We start from the raw sequence: 21628 nt of genomic DNA on the forward strand, positions 1-21628 counted from the left end.
GTTTTGAATTAAAAAGTTATATCAACACCTGTTAAGAAAAATCTGCTTCTTGGGAAAGCGGCGTAATCCACTGCTGGAGTAAGTGTACTTTTTCTTGTACTTACCTCCGGATCATAACCTGAATAACCGGTAATTGTAAAAACGTTATTTGCTGTTGCGTACAGTCTTAAATTTGTAATACCAATGGCCTTTAGCGAATCTTTGTTTAATGAATATCCAACTGTTACGTTGTTCAATCTTAGGAAAGATCCGTCTTCGATAGCGTATGAATGCAAGAAATAGTTACCTCCTGTAGGAACCCACATTGTTGTATTAGCGTTAAGCGCTGCCAAAGCTGTAGGATCTGTTACTTTCACACCATCATCGCCAAACCATCTCCATCTGTCAGCCATTTCTGCAAGCATATTCTGGTCTGTGTACTGATATTTGGTTGTAAATTCGATTTTGTTTGCGTTGTAAACCTTGTTCCCAACAGAGAAGTTGAAGAACAAACTCATATCGAAATTTTTGTATTTGAAAGTCTGGTTGAAACCTCCATAAAATTTCGGCTGTGCATTTCCTAGATCTGTTTGATCTTTTACATCGATGATGCCGTCGCCGTTCAGATCTTTCAATTTCAAATCGCCTGGCTGTGGTAATCTGTTTCCAAGCGCTACAGATGAACTTGAAGGAATTCCAGCTTTAAGTCTATAAGTATTGTTAGCAGAATTGAAATCAAAATCACTTATCTCATATCGGCCTTCGGTTACATAACCATAGAACATTCCAACTGGTTGGTTGATCTGCACTTTGAAGTCAAATAAGTTGTTTACCCATCCTGAAGGAACTAAATAATAGTCTGTTCCGGATTGTGTCAATGATCCTAAACTTTTGATCATATTTTTGTTTGCAGCAAGGTTGACATCTGTTTTCCAGGTGAAGTTTTCATTACCAACTACGATAGCGCCTAATGTAAATTCCAAACCTTTGTTCTGAGTCTTCCCGGAATTCTGATATTGGTATTCATATCCTGAAGTCTGAGGAATTTTTGCCAATAAAAGCAAATCTTTGGTATCCGTGATGTACGCGTCAATTGATCCGTAAACTCTTTTGTTGAACACGGTAAAATCCAAACCTGCATTTTTAGAAACTGTAGCTTCCCATTTGATATTTGGGTTTGGCATGATGTTTCCTGGCGCAGTACCTGTGATGATACCTACTCCGCCTGTGTATCCAAATGCACTTGATGGATTGTAGAACGTATCAAATAAGAACGATGCAATTCTGTCGTTTCCGGATTGTCCGTAGCCTAAACGAAGTTTTAAATCGTTCACAATTTTAGAATCTTTCAGGAAGTTTTCTTCTGCAATTTTCCAAGCCAAAGATGCTGACGGGAAGTTTGCCCATCTGTTATTAGGTCCAAAAGAGTTGGATCCGTCTCTTCTTACTGAGACCGTTGCGATATATTTGTTGTTATAAATATAATTTGCTCTTCCAAAAAATGAAGCTAATCTGGATGGAGGCAGTACACCTGCGTATGGAGCATCCTGGATCAATCCTGCCGGAGGTGCTGCAAGAATAATATTTGCAAACGCTTCTTTTGCAGAGAAAGATGTAGGAATATAACGGACAGTCATATCTGATTTGTTACCGTCAGTCTGTACAATCTCCTGACCCAAAAGGAAATCCAATTTGTGCTCACCTATTTTTTTCTTGTAAGCAAGTGTATTGGTATTGGTAATTCTTCTAGTCTGTGTATTTGTCAACTGCACTACAGACATATCGGAGTTGATTCTTGAAAGATACGTTTTAGGACCGGAGAACTGTTGGATATCCTGATCATTCTGCACATATCCGATTGTACTTTTGAAAGTCAAATCCTTGAAGATATTGTAAGTAATAACTCCGTTTAAGAATAAGTTGTCTGCATTATTGTATTTGATTTCGTTGTTAGAAAGCAATACAGGATTTACTAGGTTGGTAACCGCAAAATCGTCAGGTGCGAACTCATCAGATCCGCCGCCGGTATTCAGTCCATTTTCAAAAGGTCTGTAACGGATAACGTTTCTAAGTCTGTTTGTACCCTGAGAACCAGCTGTTGCAGTTCCGGCACCGTTGATAAAAGTCTGGCTGTATCTTGCCGTCAATCCAACTTTTAATTTTTTGCTGATATCAAAATCATATTTGAAGTTGGCCATATTTCTTTTATAGCCGGAATTGATCATAATTCCATCTTCCTCAACATGGTTTAATGACAATGTAAAAGCTGAAGTTGCAGATCCACCGGAGATATTCAGGTTGTGTGTAAAGTTGAAAGCTTCCTTACCGAAAACTTCTTCCTGCCAGTCTCTTTTTTGGATGGTTTTGTACTTCGCAATACCCGCATCAACTATCTGTCCCTGCTCATTTCTGATTTCCTGGTAAGATCCGTAATTTTTAATAAAATTTTCGTACTGTTGAGGATCTCCGTCTCTATTGTACAATTCGTATTGATAAAGTACAAAATCGTAAGGACTCATGACGTCCAGAGTTTTTGCAATGGTACGAACACCAGTATAACCGTTGTAGTTTACAATCGTTTTAGTGTTTTTTCTACCACTTTTTGTTGTGATTAGAACTACTCCATTAGCTCCTCTCGCTCCATAGATAGAAGTAGAAGAAGCGTCTTTCAAAACCTCGATAGATTCAATTTCTTTTGGAGAGATTAATGACAGAGCGTTGTCCATCTGAATTCCGTCAACGATGTAAAGCGGTGCGTTATCCTGTGTGATAGACGTTCCACCTCTCACCTTGATTTCCGGATCAGCTCCCGGAGATCCTTCCCCGAAAGTAACCTGAACACCGGCCATTCTACCCTGGATCGCTTCTGCAGCACTGTTTACAGGCATATCAGCAAGCTGTTCTCCTTTCACAGAAGAAATTGAGTTGGTAACATCTTTCTTTGAAACGGTTGTATAACCTACCAAAACAACTTCATCAATGTTCTTTTCCTTGTTACCATCATATTTTGCTAGAGCAACATTGATAACAGTTTTCCCATTCACTTCCACCTCCTGCTCTTCGAATCCTTTTGAACGAATGACAAGAGTTGCATTTTTAGGTACATTAAGCTCATACTGTCCAGCCTTGTTGGTCATTGTAGAGAATTTGGAATTTCTTACCGTAATTTCTACGTTCTGTACAGGCTTGTTCTGGTCGGAAGTAATTTTTCCCGAAACCTTAATTAGTTCTTGAGCTAAACCAAATGCCGGCAATAAAAAGACTGATGCGATCGTCGTTTTTATAAAAGCACTTTGAATACCTAGTTTTAAACCACTCATAGATATTTTTTAGTTTTATAATTAGTAATATTTTTTACTTATATATAGTTGTCAAAAATTTGTCTCAAAAAATGCAATCGATTGCACTTGATTTTTTAACTATTTCTTAACTCGACTAAACTAAGATTATTTTCCAATTGGCAAATAAAAAATTTGAATATTTTATTAATATTAATGTAACATAGACGAATACAAAAATGAGACAATAATCATATTTAATTGATTAACAAACACTTAAAAAATTTAAAAATTCAAAATAAAGTCCACATTAAATTTGAAATTAACATTTTTTAACATCTGAAGCCGCTGATTAAAATCATTAAATCCGAAAATTACCGGCATTTTAATTAACCAAAAATTAACTTAAGAATCCCAATTTCTGTGAAATCTAATTTTTTTCCGTCAAAAAAGCGTATTTTAAAATCGACAGCAATCCAACTAATTCTAAATTAAATACAAATATTTATATTATTGATTATCAGTTATTTAAAACTGAACAATGATTTCTTTATCTAGAATTTGAAGTTTGAGCAACCGTTTTTGGAAAATTGCACAGAATTTATCATTTACGGTAAAATTCTTAGGCTTAAAAATCTGCTGTACAAGCTATAATTAATATAAAAATAAAAATAATAAACTGATTTATAGTGTTTTAAAAATTAATTCGAAATTTCCTTTTCCAGTTAAATTTTATATTTATATTTACAAAAATTATTTGCTGTGCCAAATTGTGCAATATTCAATGCAATCGATTACACAGCGTTAATTATCTGTTCATATTAATAGACTAAAATGACTCAATCAGAATTCCGATATGCGCATCACCCAAACGATGCCAAAAATTACACAACAGAAGATCTTAGAAGAGAATTTCTTATCAACGATTTGTTCGTAGAAAACCACATCAAATTGGTTTACACAATGTACGACCGTTTGATCGTTGGTGGAATTATGCCACTTGACCAGCCTCTAAGCTTAGAAACCATCGATGAATTGAAAGCACCCTACTTCCTTGAAAGAAGAGAATTGGGAATCATCAACGTTGGCGGAAAAGGAAAAGTGACAGTAGACGGAACAGTTTACGAACTTAATAATAAAGAAGCCTTATATATAGGAAAAGGAAACCAGGAAGTGATTTTCGAATCGTCAAACGGCGAACAACCTTATTTCTATATCAATTCTGCACCGGCTCACCACGCTTTTCCAACTAAGAAAATTACAAAAGCTGAAGCGGAGATCGTAGAATTAGGCGATGCAAAATACGCGAACAGAAGAACGATCAACAAATTAATTGTGAACAGCGTTCTGGAAACTTGCCAACTACAAATGGGAATGACGGAATTGCACGAAGGAAGCGTTTGGAACACAATGCCTTCTCACACGCACACCAGAAGAATGGAAGCTTACTTCTACTTCGATTTGGACGAAGGGCAAACGGTTTCACATTTTATGGGACAGCCAACTGAGACGCGCCACATTTTCTTGAAAAACAGAGATGCAGTGATCTCTCCGGAATGGTCTATCCACTCTGGTGTTGGGACGTCCAACTACAGTTTTATCTGGGGAATGGCAGGAGAAAATATGGATTACGGCGATATGGATGCTGTAAAAACTGACGAATTAAAATAATTATGACAAATTTATTCGACTTAACAGGAAAAGTAGCTTTAATAACCGGCGGAACACACGGTCTTGGTTTGGCAATGGCAGAAGGTTTGGGATCGGCAGGTGCAGAACTTGTGGTAACAAGTACTACGCCATCCAAATTGGAAGAAGCTATCAAATATTATCAATCAAAAGGTTTCAAAGCAACAGGTTATATTTTTGATGTGACCGATGAGAAAATTGCCGCTGAAAAAGTAGCAGAAATTGAAGGGAATCACAAACAAATCGATATCCTTATCAATAATGCAGGAATCATCAAAAGAGTTCCCGCTTTGGAAATGGAGGTTTCTGAATTCCGAAAAGTAATCGATGTAGATTTGACCGGACCTTTCATTATGTCACAACTGGTGGCGAGAAATATGATCAAAAGAAGAGCCGGAAAAATCATCAACATCTGTTCTATGATGAGCGAATTGGGCCGTGACAATGTCGTGGCTTACGCTTCTGCAAAAGGCGGATTGAAAATGCTGACCAAAAATCTGGCAACAGAATGGGCAAAACACAACATCCAAGTGAACGGAATCGGTCCTGGATATTTTGCAACGTCTCAGACTGAACCAATCCGAGTGGATGGCAATCCTTTCAACGAATTCATTATCAGCAGAACGCCGGAAGGTCGTTGGGGAAATCCAGAAGATCTTGCTGGAACCGCAATTTTCTTAGCTTCCGAAGCGAGTCAATTCATCAACGGACAAATCATCTACGTTGATGGCGGAATCTTAGCAACCATCGGCAAACCTTCCAACGAATAAAAAAATTATCAAAACCTAATATATAAAGTTGGTCTTCTGACTTCTGACCTCCAACTTCTAACTTTAATATTATGAGTACACTTACAAAACCTTTCATCACAGATACATTTTTATTAAAGAACAGATTCGCTGAAGAGTTGTATTTCAATTTTGCTGAGAAACAACCAATCATCGATTATCACAACCATTTGCCTCCGAAAGAGATCGCAGAAAACCGTCAGTTTGAGAACATTACTCAAGTTTGGATTGGTGGCGACCATTACAAATGGAGAGCGATGAGAACGATGGGCGTGAACGAAAAATTCATCACCGGAGACGCTTCTGACAAAGAAAAATTCGCAGCTTGGGCAAAAACAGTTCCGAATACGTTGAGAAATCCTTTGTTTCATTGGACTCATTTGGAATTAGCCAGATATTTTGAAGTTTACGATTTGCTTAACGAGAAAAATGCAGATCAGGTTTACGAAAATGTATCTTCTCAACTTCAAACGCCGGAGAAATCTGTTCACGGCTTGTTGAAAATGAGAAATGTGGAAACGGTTTGTACCACAGAAGATCCGATTGACACTTTAGAATATCATCAGACAATCAAACAAAACAACATAGGAATCAAAGTTAGTACGGCTTTCCGCCCGGACAAGGCGATTTTGATTGACAATGAAGATTATAATGCTTATATCGATAAATTAGGCGAATCTGCAGGCATCGAAATCAAATCTTACAAGGATGTACAGGATGCGCTAATCAAAAGAATAGAATACTTTCACGCCAACGGATGCAGATTGTGTGACCACGGATTGAATAACATTTCGTTCGAAACTTTCACAGATTCAGAGATCAATACAATTTTTGAAACTAAAAGAAAAGGCGAAACCTTGACGCCTCACCAGATTGAACAATTCAAAACGGCGATTTTGTTGTTTTTGGGAGAGACTTATCATTCATTAGGTTGGGTTCAGCAGTATCACTTGGGCGCGTTGAGAAACAACAATGCAAGAATGTTGAAAGTTCTTGGACCAGACACAGGTTGGGATTCCATTGGCGATTTCACCCAGGCAGCAAATCTTTCAAGATTTCTTAATACATTAGATTCCAAGGATAAATTAACCAAAACAATCATCTACAATCTGAATCCTGCCGACAACGAAATTATGGCAACGATGATTGGAAATTTTAACGATGGTTCTGTGAAGGGAAAAGTACAATTCGGTTCTGGATGGTGGTTTTTGGACCAAAAAGACGGAATGGAAAAACAGATGAATGCGCTTTCCAATATGGGATTAATCAGCACGTTCGTCGGAATGCTGACCGATTCCAGAAGCTTCCTTTCGTTCCCAAGACACGAATATTTCAGAAGAGTTCTATGCAACTTATTAGGAAACGAGATCGAATCCGGTGAACTTCCGGAAGACATGGATCTGGTTGGAAAAATAGTTTCAGACATTTGTTATAACAATGCTAAAGATTATTTCACATTCTAAAAATCTTGATTCTCAAATCTTGAATCTTGATTCTAAAAATTAAAAATGAAAACAGAACAAGCATCAAAAATCTTCTACAAATCCGATTCTACAGAATGGGAAAAAATAGATGAATACATCGACCGCCAAATCGTTGGTTACGACGATTCTGTAATGATGGTCAACGTTCGTTTCAAAAAAGGCGGCATTGGCTACAAGCACAAACATCCGCACATTCAGGTGACTTATGTTGCAGAAGGAAAGTTTGAAGTTAATATTGGCGAAGACATTTCAATCCTGAAAAAAGGAGATTCATTCTTCGTTCCATCTAATATAGTTCATGGTGTAGAATGTATGGAAGACGGCATTTTGGTTGATGTTTTCAGCCCGCACAGAGAAGATTTTATCAAATAAATTAAAAAATAAAATCAGGCTCACTTTAGGTTGGGGAAAAACTGATTTTCAAAAAAATATAAATTAATGGGCAAAGTAGTAAGCTTTGGAGAAGTGATTATGCGTTTGTCACCTGCCAACAACAGGATGATGAAGCAAAGCAACGAGATGGAATTCTTTTTCGGAGGTACAGAACTGAATGTTGCGGCATCGCTTGCGACAATGGGTTGTGACGTAAAACACGTAAGCGTAGTTTCTGACGATTTCGTTGGAGAATCAGCGCTTTCATCCATCAAAAGTTATGGAATCAACACGACTTTTATTGCAAAAAACCAACATCCTTTAGGATTATATTTTCTTGAAGTTGGTTCATCTGTTCGAGCTTCCAGAATTGCTTACAACCGTTTGAATGGTTCTTTTGCCAATATCAATCCAAACCAAATCGACTGGGAAAAAGCTTTGGAAGGTGCAGACTATTTCCATTGGACAGGCATCTCTCCTGGAATTTCTGAAAGTGCTTACATCGCTTTGAAAAAAGGTTTGCAAACTGCCAACGAAAAAGGAATCGAGATCACAGCTGACCCAGCTTACCGTTCCAACCTTTGGAAATACGGAAAAGAAGGCTTTGAAGTATTAAAAGAATTGGTGTCCTACTCCACTATTTTTATCGGTGGCGTAAATGAGATCAACGAGATCATCGGAACAAAATTCTCTTCTGACAAAGACAGTTTCATTGAAGCTTGTAAAGAATTTCAGAAGCAAATGCCTTCCATCAAAAAGATATTTGACAAAGTCAGAGTTGGTGCCAGCGCAAGTACGCAGGAAACTCAAGGAAGAGCTTGGGCAAACGAAACTTACTTCGAATCTGAACCAATCGAAATTCTTCAAGTTGTTGATAGAATCGGAACCGGCGATGCTTTCGCTGCAGGTTTGATCTATGGTCTATTAAACTTTGATGATGAAACTGCACTTAAGTTCGGAAACGCAGCTTGTGCGATTAAACACACGGTTCCTGGCGACATCAACCATTGTAGCGCTTCCGATATTTTGGATGTGATGAATGGCGACAAGGGCGGAAGAATCAAGAGATAATTTAGAAATAATGATTATAGATACATTAGAAAACGCTTCTCAATATTTTTTGCTAAATCCATTATTTGAAAAAGCTTTCGACTATTTAAAAAACAAGAATTTAGATTCTTTAGAAGTTGGCGTTACAGAGATTCAGGAAGATCTTAAAATGATTGTTTTTGATGAAATGGCCAAAACAAAAGAAGAAAGTCTTTCCAAATTCGAATGTCATAATCAAAATATTGATATTCAAATTTGTCTGAAGGGAATAGAAAATATTGGCTGGAAACCAAGGCAAAAATGCACAAAACCAATCGGAGAATACAATGCAGAAAAAGATGTTCTTTTTTACAATGATGATCCGGATATGTTTTTCCAATTAAACGATAATCAGTTTGCTATTTTTTATCCAAATGATGTCCACGCACCAATGATTGGAAATGGCTTCATTAGAAAAATAGTTTTTAAAGTAAAAATTTAAGAAAAAATGACAAAGATTCAATTAGTTACCAATGCGATCATCAACCAAGGTCTTTTGCCTTTGTATTACAACGCAGACGAAACGGTAACTTTAGAAATATTAAAAGCACTTTACAGAGCTGGAATCCGTGCTGTAGAATATACAAGCAGAGGAGAAAACGCACTTTCGAATTTCACCAAAATGGTAGAATTGAGAAATGCCGAAATGCCGGGAATGCTTATAGGAATCGGAACGATAAAAAATTTGAAACAAGCTGAAGAATACGAAAAAGCCGGTGCAGATTTCTTTATCAGCCCAGGATTTGTACCGGAAGTTGCAGAATTTTTAATTTCCAAACATCTGCTATACAGCCCGGGTTGTATGACACCGACGGAGATCATCGCGGCGGAAGCCGCAGGTGTAACTTTCGTAAAGTTGTTCCCAGGAAACGCTTTAGGAGCAGGATTTATGAGCGCCATAAAAGATGTTTTCCCAAATCTGAAATTTATGCCAACCGGCGGTGTTGATACAACTAAAGAAAGCATCGAAAGCTGGTTCAAAGCTGGTGTTTCCGCTGTTGGAATGGGAAGCAAATTAGTGAGCAAAGAATTAATGGCGGCAAAAGATTATGCAACCATAGAAAACGAAACTTCAAAGGTTTTAGAGATCATCAAATCGATAAAAGCTTCTTAAAATAAAACACAAACCAACCAAACCAACTTAAAATGAATCAAACCATAACGCCTAAGCAGACCAACTACAGATGGGGAATTTGCGCCCTACTTTTTGCTGCAACAAGTATCAACTATCTTGACAGACAGGTACTTTCTCTGACTTGGAAAGATTTTATTCAGCCGGAGTTTCATTGGAATAATAATGATTACGGAAATATCACCGCATTATTCTCCATTTTCTACGCTGTAAGTATGTTGTTTGCAGGGAAGTTTGTAGATTTTATGGACACGAAGAAAGGTTTCCTTTGGGCAATCGGCGTTTGGTCTCTTGGTGCCTGTTTACACGCTTATTGCGGAATCGCTGCATCAGGAATTCTTACAGGAAATTGGTTTGTAGGTTTTGAAGAATCTAAAGAAATTATCAAAACTGTAGATAATGTGGCTTTGGTTGGAAGCACAAGTGTCATGCTTTTCATCTTTGCCCGTTTTGTTTTGGCTGTTGGTGAAGCAGGAAACTTCCCTGCCGCTATCAAAACGACGGCGGAATATTTCCCTAAGAAAGACAGAGCTTTAGCTACAAGTATCTTCAATGCAGGAGCGGCTGTTGGTGCCTTGTCTGCGCCTTTGATCATTCCAAGAATCGCGGAAAAATGGGGTTGGGAAATGTCATTCATCATCATCGGAATCTTAGGATTCGTATGGATGGGATTCTGGGTTTTCATTTACAAAAAACCGGAGCACAACAAAAAAATGAGCGTCTCCGAATTGCAATATATCCAGCAGGATCACGGTTTGGAAGAGGAAGCTGACAAAGACAAAAAAGTATCCTTCGCACAATGTTTCAAATACAAACAGACTTGGGCATTTGCTTTCGGAAAGTTTATGACAGACGGAGTTTGGTGGTTTTATATGTTTTGGACCCCGGCTTATCTGAGCTCAGTTTACGGCATCAAATCCAATGACGGCGTTGGTCAGGCCGCAATTTTTGTCCTTTATACAATTACATTATTATCGATTATTGGAGGTTGGCTGCCATCTTATTTCATCAATAAAAAAGGAATGGATCCGTACGCAGGAAGAATGAAAGCGATGTTGATTTTCGCATTTTTCCCACTATTAGCCTTGATTGCACAGCCTTTAGGCGTTTACAGTTTCTGGTTGCCGGTAATCATTATCGGGATTGCAGGTGCAGGTCATCAGGCCTGGTCAGCGAATATTATGTCAACTGTCGGTGATATGTTCCCGAAAAAAGCCATCGCTACAATCACCGGAATTGGTGGAATGGCTGGTGGAATCGGATCACTAATTATCAATAAAGGATCAGGTGTTTTATTCGATTTTGCAGGAACTACGCAAATGGAATTTATGGGATTCAAAGGGGAAGAAGCTGGTTACTTCATTATATTTTCAATCTGTGCCGTGGTTTACCTCATCGGTTGGGTGGTTATGAAATCATTGGTTCCGGTTTACAAACCTGTTACAGATTTATAAAATAAAAATTATGGCAGCTTAATCCGTCCTCCCCTCCCTCCCGATTTTACATCGGGATCCGCTCAAAGAGTTTATGCTGAGCTTGTCGAAGTAGGCTGCAGATTCGGTTGTAATATAAAGTTTCAACCAACTATTAAAATTTAAAGAATAAAGAAATGGAATATCAAACAAAAGAAAAACTAAACCGTGAAAACTCAGATCTGACTGAGAAACTTCCTATAAAATTTTTACAATTCGGAGAAGGTAACTTCCTTCGTGCATTCGTTGATTATCTGATCGACAAAATGAACAAAGAAGCTGGCTTCAATGCTGGTGTAGCTGTTGTACAGCCAACTCAGGGCGGACTTGTAGATATGCTGGAAGAGCAAAATAACCTTTACACACTTTTCGTAAGAGGTGTAAAAAAAGGACAAATTGTGGATGACCAAAGCGTGATTTCTGCCATCCAAAGATCACTAAGTCCTTACGCAAACTATCAGGAATACCTTGATTTAGCAAAAGGCGAAGATCTTCAGTTCATCTTATCAAACACAACAGAAGCCGGAATCGCTTTTGACGAATCCGAAACAACACTTGAAGCCGGACCGCACAAAAATTTCCCTGCAAAAGTAACTGCTTTCCTTTACGAAAGATTCAAACATTTCCAAGGTGCTGAGGACAAAGGTCTTCACATTATTCCTTGCGAATTGATCGAAAATAACGGATTAACTTTAAAAAAATATATTCTTCAATATGCTCAGCTTTGGAATCTTGAAGAAGGTTTCTCTGCGTGGGTAGAAAACAGCAACTCTTTCCACAACACTTTGGTGGACAGAATTGTTCCCGGATATCCAAGAGAAGAAAAAGACGAATACGAAGCTAAATTTGGTTATGACGACAACTTAATGGTGGTTTGCGAAGCATTCCTGCTTTGGGTAATCGAAGGTGATGACAAGTTGAGAGCTTTGATTCCTTTTGATAAAATCGATGATCAGGTTTTGATCGTTGATGACATCACACCTTACAGAACCAGAAAAGTAAGAATCCTAAACGGTGCCCACACTGCAATGTTGGCGTTTTCAATCCTTGACGGAAAAGAAACCGTGAAAGAAGCAATTGATGCGGAATTCGCTGGAAAATTCATTTCTGATACGGTTTACAACGAGATCATCCCCACTTTAGATTTGTCAAAAGAAGAATTGACGGCTTTCGCTGAGGAAGTTTTTGACAGATTCAGAAATCCATTTTTGAAGCATCAGCTTTCCAGTATTGCATTGAACTCGGTTGCGAAATTCAAAGTGAGAGTGTTGCCAAGTTTATTACAATATGTTGACGACAAAAAAGAATTGCCTGTAAACCTGACTTTCGCTCTTGCAGCATTGATCAGATTCTACCAAGGTGAATTCAATGGAAAAACGCTTCCAGTGATGGATGATGCGCCGGTTTTGGAAAGATTGAAAGAAATCTGGACAAACAATGACCTTGGAGAAGTGGTGAAAGCGACTTTATCTGAAACAAGTTTCTGGGATACAGACCTTACACAAGTTCCTGGATTGACAGAAGCTGTGACAAAAGCCTTGAAAGAAATCGATGCCAACGGAATCGAGCAAGGTTATAATAATTATATCAAATAATAATTTTTAATCATTTAGAAATTATGAAAAAAGTATTAAAAGTAAATCCAAAAGACAACGTAGTCGTTGCGCTGATGGATCTTTACGCTGGCGAAATCGTTGATCTCGACGGAACGCCTTACAATGTTTTAACGGATACAAAAGCTAAACATAAATTTGCCGGAGAGCATTTTGAAGCTGGTGATCAGATCATAATGTACGGTGTTGTGGTTGGGAAAGCCAATCAAACCATCCAAAAAGGTGAAGTGATCACGACTGAAAATGTGAAACACCAAAGTGAACCGGTTTTCAAAAAGACAGGAGATCTGGGCTGGACACCACCAAATGTAGATAAATGGAAAGATAAAACTTTCAATGGATATCACCGCTCTGACGGGCAAGTTGGAACCAAAAATGTCTGGTTATTTTTCCCATTGGTTTTTTGTGAAAACAAGAACATCGAGAAGCTGAAAGACATTTTCGAAAACGAATTGCTTCCGAAAAAAGAGGTTTCATACAAGAACTTCCTACGCTCTTTGATTGAGGAAAAAAACATTGCAGAGATAGAAGACAACTCAAGAAATGAGAACCTTCTGGACAATATCGAAGTTAAATTCATCAATCACCAAGGTGGTTGTGGCGGAATCCGTCAGGATTCAGAATTGTTGGCAAAGTTGCTTGCAGGTTATGTGAACAACCCGAATGTAGCTGGTGCAACGGTTTTGAGCTTAGGCTGTCAGAATCTTCAGGTTGATATTTTCCAGAATGCTTTGAAAGAAATGAGCCCGAATAACGACAAGGAAATCTTGATCTTCGAGCAGCAAAAAATAGGAACTACGGATCAGATGTTCCAAATGGTCATCAAAGATTCTTTCGAAGCCATCAAAAGAGCCAACAAAATTGAGCGTCAGCCTGCGCCGGTTTCCAAAATCAGCATTGGTTTGGAATGTGGTGGATCCGATGGATTCTCAGGAATATCTGCCAATCCGGCTTTAGGAATTGTTTCAGATATTTTTGCAGCGTTGGGCGGAAAAACAATCTTGGCAGAGTTCCCGGAATTGTGCGGCGTAGAGCAAGAATTGATGAACAGATGTGTGGACGAAGAAAAAGCAGATAAGTTTTTATCATTAATGAAAGCTTTTGAAAAATCTGTTGTAGACGCAGGTTCTGGATTTGATATGAATCCATCGCCAGGAAATATAAAAGATGGATTGATCACCGACGCAATGAAATCTGCAGGCGCTTCCAAAAAAGGTGGAACTGCACCGATCGTCGATGTTTTGGATTACGGCGAATATATTTCAAAACCAGGTCTGAATCTTTTGAACACACCAGGAAATGACGCCGAATGTACTACAGGATTGGTAGGAGCAGGCGCAACGGTAGTTTTGTTTACCACAGGCTTAGGAAATCCAATGGGAAATCCAATCGCACCGGTTGTGAAAATCTCTTCCAACACAGCGCTTATCGGCAGAATGTCTGATATTATCGATGTGAATGCAGGAACCGTAATCACAGGCGAAAAAAGCATTCAGGAAGTTGGAGAGGAGATCGTAGATTATATCATCGAATTGGCGAGCGGAAACGTAGAAACGAAAGCAGACCAATTGAAACAGGATGTATTTATCCCTTGGAAACGAGGGGTGTCATTATAATTTTTTTGAATTTTAAGGTTTTTATCAAAGGGCATTCTTTTCGGAGAGTGCTCTTTTTTTTGCCACAACTTAATTCCAATTCTATCGCAGAAGTTAGGATAAGTTTATTAACTAAAAACTGAAATATAAAAAAAGCCTTCAAATTAAGTTTTGAAGGCTTCATTATTTTAAAATTAAAAAGATTACTTCTTAATAAATTTCTCTTGATAAACCGATCTGTCAGTTACAATTCTCAGGATATAATTTCCTTTCAGAAGAGCACTCACATTGATCTGTCCGTTCACAAATTTAGCATTGATCTGTTTTCCGGTCACATCAAATACTGAAACTTCCAGAACTTTATCTAGCGTTTTAACATTCAAGATCTCTGTTGTTGGATTTGGATAGATGCTTAACTCCAATTTCTTGACATCCACCGTGGCAGCCAAAGAAGATGAGATCACCGTCAAAGTTTTCTCCACCACTTTTCCATTGGAATTAAAACTGATCACCAGATTTGCCGTTCCCGCGCTTTGAGGCGTCAGAACCAACTCGTCATCCGCATTTACCTCAGCTGAGATCGCTGTAGAATTGCTATTTGATTTGATAGATTTTACAATAGCAGAAGACAAATTATCTGCATCGGAAACTACCGTTTTCAGATCGATTTTTGTCACACCACTCAAAGTCGTTTCTGTTGGGAAACTAGAAGCCACAACTGGCAACGTATTGTCTGGGAAAACCGTAACAGCAGGGAACCAATAATAATCATTTAAGGTCTTTGTATTTAGCAAAGCTCCAGTGTTGTCATAGGTATGGATCCAGTTTTTTTGATAATGCGCGCCGTAACCGCTTTCTGTTGTGTTCAAGATCAATCTGTCAGAAACAGGATCTACTCGCAAAGCTGCACCGTAAGGGATTTGCTTGTAAGTGCCTTCCTGTCCTGGAATCGTGATGAAATTATCAACAAGCGTTTTTGACGTCACATCAAATTTGATGATTTTCGCACCTGACGTGAATGCATTCACCGAGTTCATCCAATACAATGCATTCTGTTGACTGCTGTAAGTAAAACTACCTGCGTTCCAAGCGCCCCAAGAACCGAAATATTGGGTCGAAGTGGAAAGCGGATATTCCGTAGTTGCGAAAGTTTTTGGATCGATGTTGATCAATTTTTGATTTTGAATGGCCCAAACACTTCCATCCTTTGCCTGAACAACCGAGTGATAAGCGCCAGAAATGGTCTTGATCAAAGTATTTGTTTTTGGGTCGATGATCAAGATTCCTGCAGATTGCTTCACGGCATAAACATACTGCGAGGTTCTGACCATATTTCCAATCTGTCCTGCGTACTGACTTCCGCCGCCAGTTCCCGTGATCAAAGTACCAACCTGTAGATTTTCGATGTCAAAAGTGTAGATTCCGTTGGATGCGCCAATGTAGCCCAATTTGTCCGTCACACCTACAAAAGAACGGCCATCTCCTCCACCGATGTTGTCGAAACTTACAATTTTTTCCATAGTGGTCGCATTTGCGATAACTAATCTTCCGCCTGGCGTGTACTGTGTATCACCGCCATCTGCTGCTTGTTTAGAGATGAAATAGAATTTGTCACCGTAAATTGTTCCAAACTGAGTCGTCGCACCGAAAGCCTGATTGTTGTTCTTTTCGCTGTAAACTCTGTAATAGATTTGGTCATTTTCTCCAACGAAATTCACGGAACCGTTGGTGTGACCGAACCATTCTTCATTCACGATAAAGTAACCTTTTGTAAAATCTGCCTGCGCCGAAAACGCTGAAACCGGCGTCAACGTTGAAGAGATGTCGTAGCTTTCCATATTCGGGTTGAAATTCCAAACATCCCAAGAACCGTTCATCAATTGTCTGCTGCTCGCTCCCAAACCAGAATATCCAAAATCTGAATCTGTCGGGTCTTTCACCCAATAAGACCAATATCCCGTGTACCAAGCAGAACCCCAATGGTCATCGGCATCTTTTGCGGTGTAATCATCAAAATCATAGGATGTCGTATTGATGATGCCATCCACAGGATACAGCGGATAAGTGTTGTTCCCACTTTTATAAAGTGCATTGGTGTCGTTCCCGTCCAGGTCAAAACCTAAACCGCCGACTGCGCTTCCAAATTGCGTTCCTTGATAAAGCAATGTGAAAAATCGCTTGTCAGTTTTTGCAATCGCTTTCAGCATATCTTCGCCGGTCGCCGTTCCGTTCCATCGGAATCCCCAAACCATAGCGTCTGGATTTTTAGAATCATTCCACTGGACCACGAAAGCCGCTTCGTTGGTTCCCGTTCCTACCCAATAGACGATGTCATCGAAATTGAAATCCGCCTTTTTGGATTGTTTTTTAATTGAGTTTCCCTGGATGTCATTTCTGGGAACACTTTGAACTGTGAACTGCGCATTCGTAAAAAATGCAAAGAACAACAGCCAAGTCAAAAGATAAAACTTTTTCATTTTTAATTGATTTAAAGAATTTTTATTGTTAATGATTATTTTAAATGTAAGTCGTAAGCGCCAGCCACTTCCGTAGAAACTTCGCCCAGCCAACCCGCTTCCTGATTGATTCCTGTATAAACTTTCACGAAATCGATTCCGGGAAGTTTGACGTAATTTCCGTTCTTGTCAACGGCCCACGAGATATCGATGTTGGAGGCTTCATCGGTATTTGGTGCGTTGTCGGCATATCCGAAGGCGTAAGATTTCCCGACCCAATAAGTTCCCGTTCCACTTTGGTCATAGTAATTGTTGGCCAATTTGGTTCCTGTAAATTGATAAGAAGCATCCGTAATCCACAATGGATAATAGCTTTGGATATGGAAAACATTTTTAGTTTTATAACCAGTACTTCCCAGATTATCAGTCCATTTGATATATTCTACGTCGTTTTCCCAATATTCATTTCCAGGAACTGGCGGTTTGGATTCGTTGGGTTTGAAGTAATTGATGTTGTAATTCTTTACCGTTGTATTTTTAAAATATTCGCTGCCTGCAATCTCGTACCATTCGTCTTCATCGGGTTTTCCGTTTTTATTTTTGTCGTAGGCAACCATTATGATTCCGGGTTCGCAAGAGCCAGCACGTTCGTCTTGAGACAAATCGCCCCAAAAAGCATTTCCTAAGATTTTAAAATCGCGGCCATTCATATTTGGAATTGTGTGGTCAAATCCGAAAGTGACATAACCACCAAATCCGCCTAACGTAATCATCGAAGAGTTAGAAGCGACCAAAGATTGTTTCGCTTTCTGAATCATATTTTCAGCCGTATTTCCAGTTAGATATTCCGGAATTTCATTGATGAATTGCCCAACGGCTGGACGGAAATCGAAGACGTTAGAAATGTACTTGCTGTAAACCGAAGTTTCTTTGTTGACAATGATTTTCGAACTGTAATTCGTCGTTGTCCCTTTCGTTTCCACCTTCAAAGTCAAAGGATAGGTTTTGGCGAATGGACTGATGAAATCCAAAGCTGAATTTTCTGAAATAATAGAATCATTGACACTCCAAGTAAAGGTTCCTGAGATGTTGGTTGGAATATTCAGAACTTTGAAGCGGTCAATTGAGTAAGATTCGGCCAAATTAAATGTACTGTCGTCATCATCGTTTTTACAGGCAACGATTGCAGTTGCAATGACTGAAAGTAAAGTAAATTTTATAAATTTATGTTTCATTTTATTTATTTTTTTAAGGTTGTTTGTCATTCCGTAGGAATCTCAGCAGTCTAGATTGACTTCGTCGAACCACTTCGTTAGGTTTCCTACGGAATGACAAAATGGCGTTTTATGTCGACTGTTGATTTTATGTTGAAATCCGCAGCCCGACTTGAGTGGATCCCGATGTAAAATCGGGAGGGAACGGAAGGCGGAAATAGCTGCCCAAATATTTATTCATAACCATTATTTATAAAGAAAAACAAAGTGCGCCGGGATGTTGCCGCCTTCGATTTTCCATTTGAATTTTCCATTTTTGTCGAAGCAATAGACAAATCCGGTGGAAACGTAATTCCGCGCATCGGTCATATAAATGTCTTCTGTGATTGGGTTCACGGCGATTCCATAGGGTGTTTTGATGGCATCTACATATTCCTGGTCGATGATTTTGTTGGAGATGACCTGCTCCGTTTTCACATCGATGATGCCGAAAGATTTGGTGTAGGCGTGCGTGTTGTAGTTGAACTCGTTGCCGTAATAATGGAGTTTGCCATTCACAATCGTCATCTCGCTGACCGCAATTTTGAAGTCTTTTTTCACCGTTCCCGTTGCTGCATCCACCAAAAACAAACTGGACGGAACGTTGTAATAATCGCCTCTGGAACTCACGTACAAATCGCCGTCGTCATCCTTTGCAATGTGATGAAGATTGATTGCCACATCGATTTTTTTGGTTTCGGTGAAAGTGTTCAAATCAACGACTGAAACGGTTCTGTCATAATTTGGGAAACGGTAACCGCCGGAGTTGGCGACGTAGAGATTGTTTCCGATGATTTGCATTTCTTCGGGTTGATAACCGACAACCACTTCCCGTTTTATCGAAAGCGAAACCGTATCAATTTCAGCGACTTTTCCGAGTGGTGCGTTGGGATTCAGAACGACAGGTCCGGCGTAGCTAGAAGCGTAAACTTTCCCATCTTTGAACGTCACATATCTGCAATTCTCAAGGTTGATGGTTTTGATTCTTTTGGCCGTTTTTGCGTCGAGAACTTCGATTTTGTTGGATACGTTGATGACTGCGTACATTTTGCTGCCGTAGATTTTGATGTCATTCCCGACGTCTCCAAGTTCCTTCACCACATCCGGATTGATGTCCGCGTAGATATTCCGGTGGTAAGTCCCAGTTGTGTAATCGAAGAAATCCAAGGTAGCTTTGTTGCTTCCCATATTGCCTTCATTGAGAAGATAAAAGCCTTTAATAGCTGTATTTTCTGGCGTCGCAAGACCTTCTTCCACTTCCGGGCGAACGATTATTTCATCTGTTCGACAGGACATCAGGCAAAGTAAAATGAGCAGAAAAAAGTTTATTTTTTTCATAATGTAAAACTTAAAATGAGTTTGAAATTCCGGCCTGGCATTGGGTAATTCAGCACGACGTCGTAATATTGATTGAAGATATTATTGACCTCGAAACTGGCTTTGAACTGGTGATTTTTCAAATTCATTTTTTTCTGGATTGATAAATCGTGCGTGTACCAAGGCTGGATGTAATTGTACTGGATGTTGTTCTGCTGACCGTCGTACCGCTCGCCGACATACATAAAACTGTAATTGAAACTCCAATCTTTGTAATCTGACATCAGGGAAAAAGTTCCGGAATGCCACGGCGTGTACGGAATTTGGTCACCAAAATAAGTTTCGTTTCTATCGGAAAAATCTCTGGCTCTTTGGAACGTGTAACTCACTAACGGTTTCAGTTTCACATTGCCGACGAGCAAGTCAGCCTGAACATTGATATCGGTTCCGATGATTTCCACTTCGCCGAGATTCAGCATCATCCAGCGAAACATATTTCCGGTTGGCGCGGCGATGATTTTGTTTTCAACTTTGTTAAAGTAGCCATCGACCTTTGCATAGAAACTTTGAAAAAACTGATTATTAAAAGACTTCTGGTACGTAAATCCAAGATTGTATTGATTGGTAAATTCCGGTTCCAGGAAAGCGTTTCCAATCATCGTGTAATACAAATCGTTGAAAGTCGGCATTCTGAAAATCCGTTTGTAGAAAGCTCTGACCGTAAAATCATTGGAATCAAAAGGCTGATAGCTGAGAAAAGCGGCGGGCGTCCACTCGGTTTTGTCTGGCGATTTGGCATTTTTCTCCACATCTTCGTGGACGAAAGTTCCCAAAACACTTCCAAGGAATTTCAGTTTTTTCCATTGGTAAGTTGTGGCAAAAGCGAGCAAAGATGTGTAGCGCGTCGGATAAGAGAAGTTGACCAAATCCGCATCCAGATTGTTGTACTGAAAGTCAAAACTGGCGCTGACATCCCAATTCTGAGTCACGGAATAGATATTAGAAGAAGACAAATAAATCTCTCTTTGGATGTATTGATTCTGGATTTTAATGGATGAAACCGTGTCGGCGTAATGCGTGAAATCGTAAGCGAATTTAGCTTTGAACTGCGTTTCTAATTTCGGAAACAACTTCTTTCTAAAATTGGTCTGAACGAAATAATTCTCGTCCACCAACTTTTGTCCACGCCCATCAAAACGGTTATTCACAATCGCTGCGGGAATTCCGCGGTCAGAAAAATAGCCGTAACCACGCACGTTCCAACTTCCATTATTCAGGGTTCCGTGAAAGCTGGTTTCGAAACGTCTGGCTTTGATATCGGAATCGAAACGCTTCGCAATCGTGTCGTAAGCAACAGCGCCATCTGGATATTTTTTGCGGTAACGAAATCTATAAATCCCGTCACTCTGTAGAAACTCAGAACTGAAACTTGCAGAAACCTTATCCGAAATTTTCTGCTCCAATCGGAAAGACGGATTGAATAAATCGATGGAACTGTTCTTGAGTCTCAGAACGAGATTTGTTTTTTTATTAAATTTAAAACTAGGTGTTTTTGGCTGAAGATAAATCGAACCTGACGAACCGAAATCCTTCGCTGGCTCGAAAATTTCAGATTTTTGCCCATTGTAAAGTGAGATTTCCTCGATGTCATCCAAAGAAAATCTCCCTAAATCGACGACACCGTTTTGCGCATTTCCAAGTTGGATTCCGTCATAGAAAACACCGACGTGCTGGCTTCCCATACTTCGGATATTGATGGTCTTAAGTCCGCCAATCCCGCCGTAATCTTTGATTTGAACACCTGAAAAATACCTCAGCGCATCGGCAACGGATTGGCTGTTGAGTCTTTCCAACTGTTCGCCAGAAAGTGTCTGCGCCGGTAAAATCTCTTTGAAATTCTTTTTGTAAACATTAACTTTGAGAATCTCAGTTTCGATAGAATCTTTTTTGGATTGGGAAAAACAGAAAGATGAGGCTGTTACAAATATTGCAACAACAGTTTTGAAAAACCGAGAAGTAAATCGTGTCACCATTAGCTCATATCGAATAATGATGACGCCAATGGATGTAAGAAAGCAAGGATAAGGCGCAGTTTGTGCTGCACAAAATCA

General features: G+C 39.3%; 15 protein-coding genes. 10 read left to right on the forward strand and 5 right to left on the reverse strand.

From position 1 onward, the window contains the following. Positions 1-8: 8 nt before the first annotated feature. Complete coding sequence (locus LUD75_RS11950) at positions 9-3299, reverse strand: TonB-dependent receptor (RefSeq protein WP_232705899.1); 3291 nt, start codon at positions 3297-3299, stop codon at positions 9-11. A 792-nt stretch (positions 3300-4091) separates the two neighbouring features. Between LUD75_RS11950 and kduI the strand changes: the two genes are divergently transcribed. The 10 genes from kduI (at position 4092) to LUD75_RS12000 (ending at position 14512) form a co-directional block, all read left to right on the forward strand. Next, complete coding sequence (kduI, locus tag LUD75_RS11955; protein WP_232705900.1) at positions 4092-4928, forward strand: 5-dehydro-4-deoxy-D-glucuronate isomerase; 837 nt, start codon at positions 4092-4094, stop codon at positions 4926-4928. Positions 4929-4930: 2 nt separating this feature from the next. Then, positions 4931-5716 carry a gluconate 5-dehydrogenase gene (locus tag LUD75_RS11960; protein ID WP_232705901.1) on the forward strand — a complete coding sequence of 262 codons (786 nt, stop codon included), beginning with the start codon at positions 4931-4933 and terminating at the stop codon, positions 5714-5716. Between the two features lie 71 nt (positions 5717-5787). Next, the gene (gene uxaC / locus LUD75_RS11965; RefSeq protein ID WP_232705902.1) at positions 5788-7197 is read left to right on the forward strand and encodes a glucuronate isomerase; all 1410 of its coding nucleotides are present in this window, start codon (positions 5788-5790) and stop codon (positions 7195-7197) included. 45 nt (positions 7198-7242) lie between these two features. After that, a complete protein-coding gene (locus tag LUD75_RS11970) occupies positions 7243-7590 on the forward strand; it encodes a cupin domain-containing protein (protein ID WP_232705903.1) in 348 nt (115 codons plus the stop codon). A 66-nt stretch (positions 7591-7656) separates the two neighbouring features. Then, entirely contained in the window at positions 7657-8661 is a 1005-nt protein-coding gene (locus tag LUD75_RS11975; protein WP_232705904.1) for a sugar kinase, read from the forward strand. Between the two features lie 10 nt (positions 8662-8671). Beyond that, positions 8672-9121, forward strand: a complete 450-nt coding sequence (locus tag LUD75_RS11980; protein ID WP_232705905.1) for a YhcH/YjgK/YiaL family protein — start codon at positions 8672-8674, stop codon at positions 9119-9121. Between the two features lie 6 nt (positions 9122-9127). After that, positions 9128-9793 (forward strand): bifunctional 4-hydroxy-2-oxoglutarate aldolase/2-dehydro-3-deoxy-phosphogluconate aldolase, encoded by a 666-nt coding sequence (locus tag LUD75_RS11985; RefSeq protein ID WP_232705906.1) that lies wholly within the window; start codon positions 9128-9130, stop codon positions 9791-9793. A gap of 32 nt (positions 9794-9825) precedes the next feature. Beyond that, entirely contained in the window at positions 9826-11265 is a 1440-nt protein-coding gene (locus LUD75_RS11990) for an MFS transporter (protein ID WP_232705907.1), read from the forward strand. Between the two features lie 155 nt (positions 11266-11420). Beyond that, the gene (locus tag LUD75_RS11995) at positions 11421-12878 is read left to right on the forward strand and encodes a tagaturonate reductase (protein WP_232705908.1); all 1458 of its coding nucleotides are present in this window, start codon (positions 11421-11423) and stop codon (positions 12876-12878) included. A gap of 20 nt (positions 12879-12898) precedes the next feature. Continuing rightward, complete coding sequence (locus tag LUD75_RS12000; RefSeq protein WP_232705952.1) at positions 12899-14512, forward strand: altronate dehydratase family protein; 1614 nt, start codon at positions 12899-12901, stop codon at positions 14510-14512. A 182-nt stretch (positions 14513-14694) separates the two neighbouring features. On the opposite strand, the gene LUD75_RS12005 is transcribed toward LUD75_RS12000, so the two are convergent. The 4 genes from LUD75_RS12005 to LUD75_RS12020 all read right to left on the reverse strand — a co-directional run bounded on the left by LUD75_RS12005 (position 14695) and on the right by LUD75_RS12020 (position 21550). Beyond that, complete coding sequence (locus LUD75_RS12005) at positions 14695-16968, reverse strand: DUF5074 domain-containing protein (protein ID WP_232705909.1); 2274 nt, start codon at positions 16966-16968, stop codon at positions 14695-14697. 35 nt (positions 16969-17003) lie between these two features. Beyond that, complete coding sequence (locus LUD75_RS12010) at positions 17004-18182, reverse strand: cell surface protein (RefSeq protein ID WP_232705910.1); 1179 nt, start codon at positions 18180-18182, stop codon at positions 17004-17006. Between the two features lie 225 nt (positions 18183-18407). Further along, positions 18408-19538: a DUF5074 domain-containing protein gene (locus LUD75_RS12015; RefSeq protein WP_232705911.1), complete on the reverse strand. Its 1131-nt coding sequence runs from the start codon at positions 19536-19538 to the stop codon at positions 18408-18410. Further along, on the reverse strand, positions 19535-21550 hold the full coding sequence (locus tag LUD75_RS12020; protein WP_232705912.1) for a TonB-dependent receptor: 2016 nt from the start codon (positions 21548-21550) through the stop codon (positions 19535-19537). The genes LUD75_RS12015 and LUD75_RS12020 overlap by 4 nt, the downstream gene beginning before the upstream one ends. Positions 21551-21628: the final 78 nt, after the last annotated feature.

The organism is Epilithonimonas sp. JDS, assembly GCF_021261315.1.
Taxonomy (GTDB): Bacteria; Bacteroidota; Bacteroidia; order Flavobacteriales; family Weeksellaceae; genus Epilithonimonas.